Below are 15,535 nucleotides of genomic sequence, written 5' to 3'. Positions count from 1 at the left end.
GGCCGAGGCGCCCCCGACCCCGGCCCCCCGCCCGGCGCGGCCCCGGCCGACGGCCTCGGCCCGGCCGGCGGCCTCGGCCCGGCCGACGGCCTCGGCCCGGCCGACGGCGGGACCGGGCGTCCGGCGGTCGGCGGTGGGGACGAGGGGGACGACGGGAGCGATCCCGATGCCGGGGTGCCCGCCGGGCCCCGTGGGTCACGTTGACGTAGACGCAGCCACCGCAAGGAGTTCCGTGAGACTCACCCTCTCCACCGTCGACGCCCGCGGAAACCGCGCGGACCACCTGCTGGACCTCCCCGACGGCGCCGGCGTCGCCGCCCTCGGGGAGGCCCTCGGAGCAGCCGAGCTCTACCTGGACGACCGTCTGCTGAGCCCCGATCTCCCCGTTCGGGCCAGCGGTCTCCGGGAGGGTTCGGTGATCGGCCTCGGAGCCCCGGTACCTCCCCCGTCGACGGGCTCCGAGGCCTGGCGGCCGCCCGCCTCCGACCCGGTCCTGGTCGAGATCCGCCATGTCGGCGGTCCCGGCGCGGGCCGGGTCTGGCGGCTCGGCCCCGGCACGCACGAGGTCGGCACCGACCGCGGCTGTGTCGTCCGGCTCGACGGCGGCGGCGCCCCCGACGGCGGGGTCTGGATCACCGTCGGGGCCGACGGCGCCGCCTCCTACCGGCTGCCCGCAGAGGCCGCGGACGCCGGCTCCGGCCTGCGCAGCCTCACCCCGCCCCCGCCCGTCGTCCGGGTGCGGGAGCCGGGCGGCCGGCGGGAGCGGGGGCCGTACGGCTCCCGCACCCGGACGACGGCTCCGCCGACTGGCCGCCGTACGCCGACCTCGCCCTCGGCGACCATCTGCTGCGCCTGTGCACGCCGTTCGAGGCCGACGCGGCCGTGAACACGGCCGCCGACGGCATCGGCGTCGAGTACAACCGGCCGCCCCGCATCGCCCCGCACCTGGACGCCGAGTCCATGGCCATGCAGGGCCCACCGCACGACAACACCAAGCGGCCCTTCCCGTTCCTCATGATGATCTCGCCGCTGATCATGGGCATCGTCATGGTGCTGATGTTCCGCAGCCTCTACTTCCTCGTCTTCATCGTCCTCACGCCCATGATGGGCATCGGCAACTACGTGTCCTCCCGCCGCACCGGCCGCAAGCAGTACGAGGAGAACCTGCGGATCTACCTCGTCCGCCGCGCCTGGCTGGAACTGGAGATCCGCCAGGCCGCCCTGGACGAACGGCGGCTGCGCGCCGAGGCCTTCCCCGACCCGGCCTCGCTCCGGCTGACCGCCACCGGCCCCGGCAAGGGCCTGTGGCAGCGGCGCCGGCGCGACCCCGACCACCTCACGCTGCGCCTGGGCACCCTCACCCGGCCCTCCCTCAAGCGCATCGACGACTCCGCCCGGGAGGCCAACCGCCGCGAGGTGTACTGGCGCCTGGCCGACGTCCCGTTCGGCGTGGAGCTCGCCCAGCACGGCGTGGTCGGCATCAGCGGCTCCGGGACCACCCCGCGCCGCCTGGCCTGCTGGGCCGTCGCCCAGGCCGCCGTCCTGCACAGCCCGCGCGACCTGCGCATCGTCGTCCTGACCGACGACGAGCACGCCGAGGCCTGGAACTGGGTGCGCTGGCTGCCGCACCTGCGCACCGGCCGCCCCGGCGGCGCCGTCGTCAGCCTCGGCAACGACCCGGAGACCACCGCGCACCGCGTCAACGAGCTCATCGGTGAGATCCAGGCCCGCACCGACACCGACGCCTCCCCGATGCGCCACTTCCTCCAGCGCGAGCCCGACATCATGGTGGTCCTCGACGGCGCCCGCCGGCTGCGCGACGTCCCCGGCGTCGTCCACCTGCTGACCGCCGGCCCCGAGGTCCGGGTGTTCAGCCTCTGCGTCGACGAGCGCGAACGGCTGCTGCCCGAGGAGTGCACCGTCGTCGTCACCACCCACGGCAACCGGCTCTCCGTGCGCACCTCGGGCCTGCCCGAGGTGGTCGACGTACGCGCCGACCTGGTCGACGCCCACTGGTGCGAGGAGGTGGCCCGGGCCCTGGCGCCCGTACGTGACGTCACCGTCGACAGCGACTCCGGACTGCCCGACGACGTCCGGCTGCTGCCGCTGATCGGCCAGGAGCCCCCGGACCCGGCCGCGATCGTCAAGGCCTGGGCCCGCCGTCCGGCCGCCTCCAGCTTCGTCGTCGGCTCCGGCTACGAGGGCCCGCTCGCCCTCGATCTGGTCCGCGACGGCCCGCACGGGCTGATCGGCGGCACCACCGGCTCCGGCAAGTCCGAGCTGCTCCAGACGATGATCGCCTCCCTGGCCGCCGCCAACCGGCCCGACGAACTGGCCTTCGTCCTGGTCGACTACAAGGGCGGCAGCGCCTTCCGCGAGTGCGACCGGCTGCCGCACACCCTCGGCATGATCACGGACCTCGACGGCCACCTGGTGCGCCGGGCGCTGTCCTCCCTCGACGCCGAACTGCGCCGCCGCGAGATCCTGTTGAACCAGGTGGAGGCCAAGGACCACCCGGAGTACCGGGCCAAGCGGTCCCGCGACCGGCGGCTGCCGGCGCTGCCCCGGCTGCTCATCATCATCGACGAGTTCGCGACCGTGGTCCGGGAACTGCCCGACTTCGTCCCCGGTCTGATCAGCCTGGCGCAGCGCGGCCGTTCCCTCGGCCTGCACCTCTTCCTCGCCACCCAGCGGCCCGGCGGCTCCGTCAGCAACGAGATCCGCGCCAACACCAACCTGCGCATCGCCCTGCGGGTCATCGACCGCTCCGAGAGCCAGGACATCATCAACGCCCCCGAAGCCGCTGCGATCTCCCCGACCAACCCCGGCCGGGCCCTGGTCCGCCGCGGCTCGGCCGCGCCGATGCCCTTCCAGACGGCGTTCGTCGGCGCCGAGCGCGGCGGCCCGGAACCGGTGCCGGGGCAGGACGCGGACCGGCGCTCACGGCCGGTGCGCAGCACCGAACTCACCTGGCAGCGCCTGGGCCGCACCCCGCTCCTCACGGAGTTCGGCGACGACGACGCCGAACTCCTCGCCCTGTCCCGCACGGAGGAGCTCCCCACCGACCTCAAGGCCCTCGTCGACACCCTGATCGAGGCGACCGCCCGGCTCGACGACTACACCCCCCAGCCGAGCCCCTGGCTGCCCCCGCTGGACGACCGGGTCGACCTGCTGGACCTGCCGCCGGCCCCGCCGGCCGAGGACGAGGCCCTCCCGCTCGTGCCGTACGCCCTGCTCGACCTGCCGGACCTCCAGGAACGGCGGCTCGGCGCGATCGACTGGTCCGCCTTCGGGCACCTGTACGTCATCGGCGCCCCGCGCTCGGGCCGTACCCAGGTGCTGCGCACCATCGCCGGCTCCACGGCGACGGTCGTCGCCAGCGGCGACCTCCACATGTACGGCATCGACGCGGCCGGCAGCGGCCTGGCCGCGCTGGAGTCGCTGCCGCACTGCGGGGCGGTGGTCTCCCGGCACGACACCGAGCGGCTGGAACGCCTGCTCACCCGCTTGGTCACCGAACTGACCCAGCGCCAAAGGCTGTTGTCCCAGCACGACTGCGCCGGCATCACCGAACTGCGCGCCAAGCTGCCCGCCGACCGGCGGCCCGCCCACATCGTGCTGTTCATCGACGGCTGGGACGCGCTCAGCCAGCTCATCGACGACTACGACGGCGGTCGCGTGTTCGCCGAGGTGTCCCGGCTGCTGCGCGAGGGCGTGGCGGCGGGCATCCACGTCATCGCCACCTCCGAACGCGTCCTGCTCGGCGGCCGGGTCGCCCAGCACAACGACAAGCGGCTGCTGCTGCGGCAGGCCGACCCCAGCGACTACATGTCGGTGGGCATGAGCCGGGACAGGGTGCCCGCCCATGTGCCGCCCGGCCGCGGCTGGCACGCCCCCGGCGGGATCGAGGCCCAGATCGCGCTGCTGCCGACCGCCTCGCCCGACCGCACGGACCAGGGCGACGCCCTGCGGTCGATCGGCCGGCGGACCACGGCCCGGGACAGCGCGGTGCCCGTGCACCGCAGGCCGTTCCGGATCCGCGAGATGCCCGGTCTGATCGGCTTCCAGGAGGCCGTCGACCAAGTGCCCCAGCAGCAACTGCGGCCGCTGTGGGCGCTGCTGGGCGTCGGCGGGGACGAAGTACGGCCCCTGGGCTACGACTTCCACGAGGGCGGCGGTTCGTTCGTGGTGGCCGGGCCGCCGCGCAGCGGACGCAGTACGGCGCTCGCCGCGATGTCGGTGTCGCTGCTGCTGGGCGGCACCCAGCTCATCGTGATCACCCCGCGCGAGTCGCAGCTGCGCCGGCTGGCCGCGCACGACCTCGCGCACGTGTTCCGCGAGCCCGACCCGTCGCCCGAGGCCCTCACCGCCGCCCTGGACGCCGTACGCGGCAAGCCGGTGGTGGTGGTCGTGGACGACGCCGACCTGCTGCTGGCCGCCGACGCCGACCGGGTGCTGCGCCAGGTCGCCGCCGAGGGCCGCGACCACCTCCAGGGCCTGCTGCTGGCCGGGCTGCCGGAGTCGATGCACTCGATGGGCTGGGTGGGCGCGGCCCGCCGGGCCCGGCGGGGGCTGCTGCTCGGGCCGAAGAGCGTGGGCGAGGGCGACATCATCGGCACCCGGCTCTCGGGCGAGCAGGTCCGCATGGCGCTCGTGCAGGGCCGGGGCTGGACCGCCGGGGACGGCGGCAGCGCGGTCGCGGTCCAGGTGCCGCTGACGGTCCTGGAGGGCTGAGCGGCCCCCGCGGTCGGCGCAAGGGCCCTTCGGCACCCGCGGTCGGCACGACGGCCGACCGCGGTCCGGGCGGGGGCCGAGTCGCCTTGGCCCCCGCCCGGACCGGCGGGGGACCCTACTTCTTGGCGTTCGCGACCATCTCCGCCAGCGCCTTGTTGATCTCGATGGTGATGTCGCTGTCGGACTGGCTCATGCCCTCGGCGATCTTGGTGAAGATGTCCGCGAAGGACTTGATGTTCTGCGCCGACAGCTTGAGCTGCCGGCTGAACTCGTTGTAGGCCTCCTTCATGGCCGGGCTGGCCTTCTCGAAGACGAGGCCGTTCTGGAGCAGCCCGCTGACGTAACCCTCCAGGTCCTCCAGCTGCTTGGAGATGTCCGCGAGCTTGTTGCCCATCGTGGTGCAACCGCTCTGGATCATGCTGAAGTCGAAATAGACGTCGTCGGAACCGACCGGCATCGTGGTGCCCCTCTCGCTCGCCGCCGTCGCCGGTCAGCCGTTGCTGTTGATCTTGCCTGCCATGTCGGAGTCCATGTTCTGCACGGCCGCCTTGATCGCGCGGAACTGCTTGGCGAAGCCCTTGACGGCGTCCGCCGCCTGGGTCAGCCCGGTGTTGAACTTCTCGTACTGCTGGCTCAGCGCCGGAGTGGTCTTCTCCAGCACCAGCGCACCCGCGAGGAGGTCGTCGACCTGCTGCTTGGCCTCCTTCATCCGGGGCAGCAGCGTGACGTCGACGGCGGTGTCCAGCAGACCGGACACCCTCTCGATCTCGGTGTAGGAGAGGCGGATGTTGGCAACCATCATGTGCTCCTTGGGTGTCAGCCGACGAACGGGGAGTCCTCGTCGTCGCCGGGGTTCTCGTCGATCAGTTCCCACTCGGCGCCCAGGCCCGAGCGCGTGTAGTTCTTGACCTCGTCGCCCTCGGTGACGGACATGGTCCCCGACCCGTCGTCGTTGATCACGACCTTCGAGACGCTCGTCGTGCCGTCGGCGCCGGTGGTGGTGACCGTGTAGTCGCGGGCGTCGAACGGCTTGCCGCCCCCGGGCGGGGTCACCATGTGCGGGGGGCCGTCGTAGGCCGTGGTCGTGGTGTACGTCTGCCCGTTCGTGGTGACCGTCGTGATCTCCTTGATGATGTTGTTGTCCTTGTCGAGCTCCAGCTTCACGTCGATCGAGCCCGTCTCGTTCTCCTGGTGGAAGCTGGTCGGCGGGGTGTCCGAGGGCTTGGGCGGGGCGTCGCCCGGCTGCTCCGGTGGATGGGGGAACTCACGCCACGCCTTGCAGAAGCCGGGTGCGTCCTCGGCACTGCACACCATCCGGATGCTCTCGCCGGGATGGTCACGGAAGTAGTCGGCGGCGCCGATCTGCTGGAGGAAGGCGTCCCACGCCTTCTTCTTCGCCAGCCACGCGTCGTACGCCTCCTTCTGCCCCTTCCACTCCTCCAGGCCCAGCGACTTGGCCAGCAGGCCGGCGCTGCCGGCGATCTGGGAATCCGCCTCGAACCATGCCTCGGACACGCCCTTGAAGAGGTCGGCCATCTTGACGAGGCCCTCCTTGCCGTCCTTCTGGCGCCCCTTGGCGGTGTCGAAGAAGTACCGGAACTCCGCGGCGACGTCGTAACTGCCCCAGAGCCTGCGCCCCGCCTCACCGCTGAGCTCGGACGCATCGTGGTACGCACCCGTGCCCTCGCCCGTACCGGCCTGGTCGGCCAGCTCGCGCAGCTTCGCCTGGACCTTGCTCAGCAGGCCGTAGTCGATGGCGAAGTCCGGGGTCACGTCGGCCACGGTCCGCCTCCTTCCTGAAGGTCCTCTCGCTTCGTCTACGCTCCGGGCGCCCTTCGGGTTCAACCCCTGCCGGAGAAAAAGCAGTTGGTCCTTGAACCGGCCCCCGGTCCGGTGCGTAGAGGAATTGAAGGGCAGGCGCCGCACGACGAAGGGGGTGGCCGCGCATGGCCCGTCCCAGCGACTGGTCCGCACTCGGCCTCTCCGCGGACCCCACCCCCGGCGACCCGGACGAGATCGACCGGGTGATCTCCTCGCAGTACGCGCAGATCGAGCTGGCCGACACCATCGACACCGGCCTCAACGGGGTGCTCGACACCGCCTCCCAGGCCTTCAAGGGCAAGACCGCCGACGCCGTACGCGGCAAGATCGACGGCCGAGTCCGGGGGTTCATCACCAGCTTCAAGAAGGCCCACCAGGACGTCCGCGGCATCCTGCAGACGTACGTCGGCGTGATGCGCGAACAGCAGGGCCGGGCGGACGCGGCCCTGCGTGCGGCACAGAGCCTCAAGGAGGACGACAAGGAGGGGAGGGAGGCGCAGAAGAGCATCGCCGAGGACGCCCGGAAGGTCCTCGAAGCGGCCGCCGCCACCGCCGCCACCGGCCTCACCGACGCGGCCGATTCGATCAGCTCGCCCGTGGACGAGTGCAAGGAGTTCTTCCAGGCGCTCACCTGGCTGGCGATGCTCCTGATCATCCCGGCGATCTTCGTGGGCGGGCCGCTGGCCCTGGCCGTGTTCGCCCTCAACCTGGCCATCCTGATCAAGACGGCGGTCGACTTCTCGCACGGCGAGGCGAGCGTCCTGGACCTGGTGCTCGCCGTCGTGGGCGTGATCGCCCCCACCACCAAGGGCCTGAACCTCCGTCAGGCCTGGTCCTCGCTGAAGGGCATCGGCGCCCGCGGCTTCCAGGGCGCCAAGAACCTCGTGCTCGGCGGCCCCAACTCCCTGGGCCTGTTCACCCGCGTGTCCCTCGGTCTCGACCACTCCGTCACCGCGACCGGGACCTGGGTCAGGGGCGGGGTGTTCTCCGGGATCAAGTTCAACACCAGCGGCATCCAGGGCATCCACCTGTTCGGCGGCGCCGGCCGCGGCTTCTCCTTCTTCCCGATCGGCGTCGAACTCGCGGTGATCAACGGGGTCGGTGCCAAGGCGTTCTTCGGGGTGCGCAGCCTCATGGTCGGGCTGAACGGGGTCAAGGACGGGGTCCTCGCCGTCGCGCGGGGGCTCGGCGGATGGAAGGGCCTGCGGCTGTTCCTGCCGGTGGCCTCCGACGAGATGGGCAACGGCATCCTCCTGGCCTTCCGGATCGGCTTCATCGACCGCGGCCTCTTCGGCAAGTTCCGCTACGGCGCCTTCATCAACGGCAAGTTCCTGGGCGACATCTCCAAGATCTCGGGCGTCGCGGCCGGCGGCTCCCACTTCTTCGGCGGCGCCGGCAACGGCGGCCTGCACCTGATCCGGCCCGGCGACTTCTCCTTCTCGTCGTTCGACAACCCCTTCACCGGCAACGGCCTCGGCGGGCTCGGCCACGGAGGCTTCTCCTCGATCGGGCAGTTCGGCGCCCCACCCCCCGGCATCAGCGTGATCATCCCCGACAACCTCGATCTCAGCCTCGGCTCCCTGGGCGCGCTCGGCGGCATCGGCCGGGTGGACCTCCCGCCGATCGGCGCCCGGCTGGTGGACCTGCCGAACCTCGGCGCGTTCGATGGCGCCCCCCTGCCCCAGCTCGGTCCGATCACCCCGATCGAGAGCCTCGGCGCAACCCCACTGCCCAGCCTCGGCACGGTCCCGCAGGCCCTGCCGCTGAACGGCCACCTCACCATGCCGCAGCTCGGCGCCCCCACCGGCAGCGCCCTGCCCTCCCTCGGCGTCCACGCACCGGCGCTCGACAGCTTCACCGGGGCGCTCGTCCCGGTCAACGTCTCCACCCCGTCCCTGCCCTCGGTCGGCCACGTCAGCGTGCCCTCCCTGGGCAGCGTCGGCGGGGGCGAGATCGGGCTCGTCAAGACCGGACTCCCCGGCATCGACGCCAAGCTCGTGGACCTGCCGGCCGTCGACGCCGCGCCCCAGCTCGGCACGGTCCAGCTCGGCCAGGTGAACGTGCCGGCCCAGCCCGGCTCCGTCGAGCTGGGACACCTGGCCACGCCCTCGCTGGGCACCTCCGTCCCCGCGAGTCTGAGCCTCGGCCGGCTCGGCGTGCCGCAGACCGGGGCCCACCTCGGCGACGTCGGCCTGTCCCGGGGCGGCACGCACCTCGGCGGGACCTCCGTCCCCGACGCGCAGACCCACCTCGGCGACCTGGCCCTGCCGCAGCCCGCGACCCAGCTCGGCCAGGTCGGCGTGCCCCAGGTCCAGCAGCTCGGCGGCCAGGGCCTGCCCGGCACCGCACCCGGCCTCGGCCGGAGCCCGTCGACGGCGCCGAGCCCGGGACAGCTGGACGTGCCGGTCACCCGGACGGGCGCGGTGAACCTCGGCACGCTCGGCCGGACCCAGGTCCCCCCGACCGTGCCGAACGTCTCCGCCCCCCTCACCCCCGGCCAGATCTCCGATCCGGCCGTCGACGCCCAGCACGTGGACATCCCCACCGTCCTGCCGGAGAACCGCCCCGGGCCCGGAGGTACGGGCCACACCCCGGCCCTCACCTTCCTGGACGACCTGCTCGCCGCGCAGTGGAACCAGGCCTACATCGACGCGGCGGCCTCATCGTTCCGCCGGCACGAGATCTTCGTGAACCACACCGTCACCCTCGACTTCCAGCACACCTTCACCCACCTGCCCGGCCTGCCCGGTGTACGCGTCCAGGTCGACCCCGGCCTGGCGTCGGGGCGGACGGTCGACATCCAGGTCCACGGCGCCCACGGCGTGGGGGGCACCATCGACGCCCGCCACCTGCGCATCGGCGACCAGAACGTGCTGCGGATCGAGCACCTGCGCACCGACGGCACGATCCACCGCCTCGACTACGCGCTCAGCGCACAGGCCGGGCACGGTCTGCTCGACGAACAGGTCATCGACGTGCACGTCACCGGCGACGGCCCGGCCGGGCACGCGAGGGAGATGCAGCCGCTGCCGCCCCCCGGCCACCTGGCCGGCATGCCGGGCTCGTCCGGCACCTCCGGCACCTCCGGCGCCCCCGGCACGGTCCGGCTCCCGGGCGGGGCCGGACTCACCGGCGGCCCCGCCACCACCGGCGCCGGCGGCGCGGTCCCGGCCCCGGTCGTCCCGGTCGTGCACGCCGTGACCCCGCCCGGCCTGACCGGCGGCGCCCACGTCGACATCCGGGTCGATCCGAGGAGCGGCGCGATCACGGACGTCCGGGCCGTGCCCGGCGGGGCCGCCCCGTTCACCGTCCGGCACCTCCCGGGCGGCGGCCCCGGCGGCGTCGACATCGTCCGGGTCGAGCAGACCGTCGTCCCCCACGTGGAGACCCGCCGGTGGAACTACACCGCCGACGCCCACGGCAACCGGCTCCTCGGCATCGAACGGCGCTTCCAGCTCAGCGGCGGCCCCCTGGACGGCACCACCGTCAGCCTCGACATGAACGCCGCCCAGGCGATCACCGGCATCCGCCACCTCGGCGCCGGTGACGCCGTCCTGCCCACCGGCGGCCGTCCCGTCCAGTTCAACAACGCCGTGGTGAACGTCCCCGACGCGCACGGCAGCGGCTTCCACCTGTACGACCCCGCCACCGGCGGCTCCCTCGGCACCGGCATCGCCCTCACCGGCCCCGGCGGGGCCCCGAACGGCCTGCACGTCCTCACCCCGACCGGCCTGCCCGGCGGCGCCGCGGGCCCGCTGCCGCCGCTGCGGCTCACCGCGGCCGACGGCGTCACCACCCTGGGCACCGTCACGTCCCCCGCCAACGGCGTGTTCCACGTGGTCCCCGCCCCGGCGGCCGGCGCCGCCCCCGTCCCGCACCTCAGCGTGTACCGGACCGACGGCACCTTCTCCCACCACGCCCTGCCCGTCCCCACCGTCACCCTGGCGGGCGGCGCCGGGCACGCCTTCGTCCAGCTCCCCGACGGCCCCGGAGCCGTCCCGCAGCTCGTCCGCGCCGACGGCACCGCGGTCCCCGGCGCCACCGTCACCCCGCAGGGCCCCGGCGGGTTCCGGATCGACCACCAGGGCGGGCACGTCGTCGTCGACCCGGCCGGTACGCACACCCACTACGTGGTCGTCCTGGGCGGCCCGCACGTCCCGGCCGGCGGCCACTTCGTGTTCACCCCGGCCGGCACCCCGCACGCGCCCCTGCCGCAGCTGCGCGACGCCCAGGGCGCCGTGGACCCGCATGCGGGCCAGGTCGCCCGCGTGGACGGCACCCTCCACGTCGACCTCGGGCAGAACCGGTTCGCCGTGCACACCCCCCAGGGCGTGTTCTCGCACGACGCCCTGTCCGTCACGGGCCTGCGCACCGCACCGCCCGGCGGCGCCTTCGTCCGGGACGGGGCCGGCCCCGGCGGCGTACCGCAGCTGGTGCGCGGCGACGGCACCCCGGTCCCGGGCGCCACCGTCGGCTCGCTGGGCCCCGACGGCTTCCGCATCGACCACGCGGGACAGCACGTCGCCGTGAACCCGGCGGGCGCGCACACCCACGACGTGGTCACCCTGCACGGTCCCGGCCTGCCGGCGGGCGGCGGACACGTCTTCAGCCCGCTCCCCGGCACCCACCTGCCCGGGCCCCAGGTGCGCGGCGCCGACGGCACCGTCGACGCCTCCCTCACCGTCCAGCGGGCCGGCGGCGCGTTCCGGATCACCGACCCGCACGGCGTCGTCCGCGGCTTCCACGCCACCACCGGCGCCCACGTCGACACGCACGTGCCGCTCAGCGGCGGCACCGGCCTCGACGGGCACTTCGTCCGCACCGACACGCACGGCAACGTCACCCTGACCCGGCCCGACCTCCGGCCGTTCAGCGGCGGCGGACTGCGGGTCGTGGAGCAGACGGGCATGCCCGGCGGCGGCTTCCGCGTCGAGCACAACGGCGTCCTGTCCGTGGTCGACGCCCACGGCGTGCGCACCCACACCCCCCTCGAACTCAGGGGACCGACGGGCGCGGGCACCGGCACGTACGTCTTCCAGCCGATCGGCGCCGGCGCGGCGCCGCACCCGCAGCTCAAGGACCCGGCCGGCGCCGACCTCCCCGACGGGGTCACCGTCCGCCCCGACGGCAGCTTCCAGGCCGCCGACACCCGCACGATCAGGGTCCACGACGCCGCCGACGGCCGGCTGCAGTTCACCGCGTACCGGCTCACCGACGCCACGGGCGCCCAGGTGCCGGAGACCATCGCGGTCTTCCGCGGCGGCGGCATCAAGATGCTCGACCACCACCTCGACGTGATGGACGGCACCACCGTCACCGTCCGCCCCGGCGGCGGGTTCCGCGCCGAGGGGGCGGGCGGCGAGTTCCGGCTGTACGACGGGGCCGGCCGGCTGGAGATGCACGCCGTGCCCAACCCCGCCGGCACCAGCCTCACCGTCACCCCGACGGGCGGCGCCGCCCCGTTCCACGTGGTCCCGCTCCGCGACGCCGTGACGTTCACCGACCCGTCCATGGCCCGCTTCGTGGCCACCACCGGGGGGCCCGTCCGCCTCCTCGACGGCAACCTCAATGCCGTCACCACCGGCACGGTCAGCCTCCGTCACGGCACCGGCGGCTTCCGCGTCGACGGGCCCGGCGGCCTGCGGGCCGGCGAGTTCAAGCTGTACGCCGCCGACGGCACGCTGGACCACCAGCGCATCAACATCGTCCACGAGGGCCGGATCAAGCCGCAGCAGTACCTGGAGCTCCACCACACCGCCCAGCCCGGCGCGGGCGGCGCCAAGGCGAACACCTGGCGGCTGGTCCGCACCGACGTCACCGGTGTCCCGCTCGCCCACCAGGGCCTGGCCAAGTGGTTCGAGGGCGGCCTGATCAACCCCAAGGGCCTGGAACACGGCCGGGTCCACCTCACCACCTTCTCCGGCACCACCGTCTTCGAGCAGCGCCCGCTGCCGAGCGGCCACACCCTCGGCGCGTTCCAGTCCACCGCCAGCGCCGACGCCGGCGGCTGGTCCCTCGGGAACCAGCGCGGGTTCTGGCACCAGCTCGACGCCGCGGGCAACAGCGTCCGGTTCGGCAAGCGCCACTGGGGCGAGAGCGGCCGCAGCTGGTTCGACGTGGAGACGCGGGGCGGCATCGACTACCGGGTCCTGCACTTCCAGCAGAACCCGGACGGCGGCCACACCCTGGGCACCATCGACAGCACGGTCTGGACGCAGGGCTCCGCCCAGGGCGCCTGGACCCGTTTCGACGCCGACTTCAAGGTGATCGCCCAGGGCACCCGCGCATGGGGGCCCGGCCGCGGCTTCACCGACAAGATGCTCCACCCGCTGACCGGCGACAGCGTCCTCATGCACGAGAAGTTCGGCCGGTTCCAGACCCACCTGCACGACGTACGCCGCTTCTTCCAGCGGGAGATCGGCGCCGACGGCCTCCCCAAGGACACCAAGGTGTCGCTGTCCGCGCCCGGCAAGGAGATCGACAGCCTCAAGCTGCTGGAGAACGGCCTCGGCTACCTGAAGGTCCAGCGGGTCGCCGAGCAGCGCCCGCCGCGGTTCTTCCGCTACCTGCTCAGCAGCGAGTACCGGGCCACCGACCTCGGCCACGTGAAGTGGCTGCAGTCGGACACGACCCCCCAGCTCCACGAGTGGAAGGTCGTCCCGTCCCCGGACAGCACCCACGTCACCTCCCACGGTGTCCGCTTCCTCCCGCTCAACGGCGGCGGCACCCTCGACATCGCCGGCAACGGGCAGGTGGTCCGCGAGACCCGCAAGCTGTTCCACGGCAACGACCTCACCGTGGGCAACGTCAAACTCCCCGACGCCCCCGGCGGCGCCGGCCCGGTGCACACCCCGGCCGGCTACCTGCCCTGGTCGGAGGGGCCGGGCAAGCTCCAGGGCCACCGCACCTTCGTCCGCGCCGACTTCCAGGCCCCGGCCGGGGTCGACGTCAACCGGATCGTGTGGCAGGACCGTTTCACCACCAACCTCCACGACGGCGACTGGTTCAGCCCGAACGCCGCCAAGAACTGGCAGGTCGCCCGCACCGGCTTCGACGACGGCACCTACGTCGACTACCGCCCGGCGCCCGCCGTCCGCCCCGACGGCGCGGCGGGCAGCGGCGACATCGGCTTCCGCCAGAACGTCCACATGAACGCGGGCGACTGGACCAGGTACGACCACAACGGCTTCGTCGTCGGCCGCTCCGACAGCTGGCCCCACCCCACCCCGGGCGGACCGGACCTGCACATCACCGCCCACGGCCCGGCCGACGGCAAGATGACCTGGGTCGACGCGAACGCCCCCCACATCAGCGGCGAACGCCTCACCGCCAACGGCCGCGGCGTCAACCGCTACGGCTGGGACCGCGAGTCCTACTGGGACTTCGGCCCGGACGGCCGACTGATCCGCGAGCACCGGCTGCTCGCCGACGGCACCACCGTCGACGGCTGGCGGGTCAGCCGCGACGCCGCCGGCGTCGAGGTCTGGCACTGGCAGAAGGTCGACCTGCACGGCAACATCAAGGAGTTCGGCACCGGTCCCGGAGACCGGATCCGCGTCTGGTACGACAGGAACGGCGTACAGCTGAACGGCTGGGAGAAGGGCGCCCGCTGGTCCGACCGGCTCACCAGCCTGCCGCGGGTGCGCATCCAGGAGATCCCGGCCAAACCCCACGCCGGCCTCTACCAGAACGCCTTCGGCGACGCGCCCTTCCGCGTCCGAGAGTTCGTACCCGACCCCGGCGGCGCCTTCAGCGCCCACACCTGGAAGGAGTTCGACACCGGCGCCGTCGTCCGCCAGAAGAAGCTGCTGGAGAACGGCACCTTCCTGGAGATCGAGACCTGGCAGAAGCACTGGCGGCAGTACGACCCGACCGGCATGCACGTCATCGCCGAACGCGCCCCTTCCGGCTACACGTACGAGATGGACACCTTCGGCCGCTGGAAGATGATCGGCCGCGAGACCAACTGGATCGACCTCGCCAACGACTACCGCGGCTACCACCGCATGCTGAAGGAGACCAACCGCTGGGAGTTCGGCCCCTCCGTGGGCGGCGAGTCCACCTACCGCCCCTACCTCACCAAGGCCGGCCAGCAGCTCCTGGTCGAGACGGGCCACGAGGCCGTCATCGACTTCGCCCTCAACCTCCTCGTGCTGGGCATCGCCGCGGCCGTCGCCCGGACCGCGTTCACCGGCGAGGACGTGCTCAAGGCCCTCTGGGGCGCGTTCATCAGCTCCGGCACCAAGGGGCTCGTCATCGGCGCCCACCAGGCCTACGGCCGCGGCACGCCCTGGCGGCTCGGCTGGGGCCACGTCGACTACGGCTTCCCCTTCCAGCGCCACCCCAGCGACGACGACTGGGCCGGCGAGTGGGCCGGCCACGACAAGGTCACCCGCTGGCGCGGCGGCACGTACGACTTCCTCGTCGGCATCGCCACCGGTGTGCTCTCCGGCTTCGTCAACGGCGCCGGCGCGGCGGCGATCTTCGGCGTCAAGAACCAGGCCGGGCAGATCGTCAAGCTCGTCGGCCGCGACGCGGCGCTCGCCGGCGCCATGAGCTCGGTCGGCGGCACCATCGGCGGCCTGAGCATCGGTGCCCTGCGCACCCTCGTCCAGCAGAACCTCGCCGGACGCGTGTACCACCGCGGCGGTGTGGTCGACATCTTCGTCTTCCCCATGGCCGGCAAGCTCATCGACAAGTCCTTCGGCGCCTTCTTCATGAGCGCCAAGGTCCGCGACTGGTTCAACCCCGGGTGGTACCTGATGCCCGGACCGGACGGCAGCAGCATCGCCGTCGACGTCCACGCCGCCGGCAACGGCACCGGCACCGCAAGCGGCAGCATCACCGCCCCCACCACCTCCCACCTCGTCCTGCCGCCGTCCGGCAGCGGCGGATGGATCGACACCGACACGCTGCCCCAGGGAGCCGGCACCCCATGACGTCCAGCACCACGCCGCCCACCACCGCGCACCCCCCGGCC

At 73.2% G+C, this 15,535-nt stretch carries 6 protein-coding genes and 1 pseudogene; 4 read left to right on the top strand and 3 right to left on the bottom strand.

Translation table 11 applies throughout. The features are described 5' to 3' along the window. The 3 genes and pseudogenes from EF918_RS37720 to EF918_RS38385 form a co-directional block, all read left to right on the top strand. Window positions 1-204, top strand: a pseudogene (locus EF918_RS37720) (hypothetical protein); the annotation flags it as partial. Window positions 205-232: 28 nt separating this feature from the next. Then, entirely contained in the window at window positions 233-886 is a 654-nt protein-coding gene (locus tag EF918_RS38390; protein WP_260610485.1) for a hypothetical protein, read from the top strand. Continuing rightward, window positions 883-4,734 (top strand): FtsK/SpoIIIE domain-containing protein, encoded by a 3,852-nt coding sequence (locus EF918_RS38385; RefSeq protein ID WP_312847853.1) that lies wholly within the window; start codon window positions 883-885, stop codon window positions 4,732-4,734. Before EF918_RS38390 ends, EF918_RS38385 begins: the two co-directional genes overlap by 4 nt. Before the next feature lie 115 nt (window positions 4,735-4,849). On the opposite strand, the gene EF918_RS22000 is transcribed toward EF918_RS38385, so the two are convergent. Genes EF918_RS22000 through EF918_RS21990 form a run of 3 tightly spaced genes read right to left on the bottom strand, consistent with a single transcriptional unit; the run spans window position 4,850 to window position 6,516 of the window. Continuing rightward, window positions 4,850-5,191 carry a hypothetical protein gene (locus tag EF918_RS22000; RefSeq protein WP_260610484.1) on the bottom strand — a complete coding sequence of 114 codons (342 nt, stop codon included), beginning with the start codon at window positions 5,189-5,191 and terminating at the stop codon, window positions 4,850-4,852. Window positions 5,192-5,224: 33 nt separating this feature from the next. Then, on the bottom strand, window positions 5,225-5,536 hold the full coding sequence (locus tag EF918_RS21995; protein ID WP_260610482.1) for a hypothetical protein: 312 nt from the start codon (window positions 5,534-5,536) through the stop codon (window positions 5,225-5,227). A gap of 14 nt (window positions 5,537-5,550) precedes the next feature. Then, window positions 5,551-6,516, bottom strand: a complete 966-nt coding sequence (locus tag EF918_RS21990; RefSeq protein WP_125649386.1) for a serine/arginine repetitive matrix protein 2 — start codon at window positions 6,514-6,516, stop codon at window positions 5,551-5,553. Between the two features lie 164 nt (window positions 6,517-6,680). Between EF918_RS21990 and EF918_RS21985 the strand changes: the two genes are divergently transcribed. Beyond that, the gene (locus EF918_RS21985) at window positions 6,681-15,494 is read left to right on the top strand and encodes a hypothetical protein (RefSeq protein ID WP_125649382.1); all 8,814 of its coding nucleotides are present in this window, start codon (window positions 6,681-6,683) and stop codon (window positions 15,492-15,494) included. Window positions 15,495-15,535 lie beyond the last annotated feature (41 nt).

The sequence above is a fragment of the Streptomyces sp. WAC06614 genome (assembly GCF_003949795.1).
GTDB lineage: Bacteria > Actinomycetota > Actinomycetes > Streptomycetales > Streptomycetaceae > Streptomyces.
The sequence above is the reverse complement of the archived record's forward strand: the minus strand, read 5'-3'. Positions and strand labels throughout refer to the sequence as shown.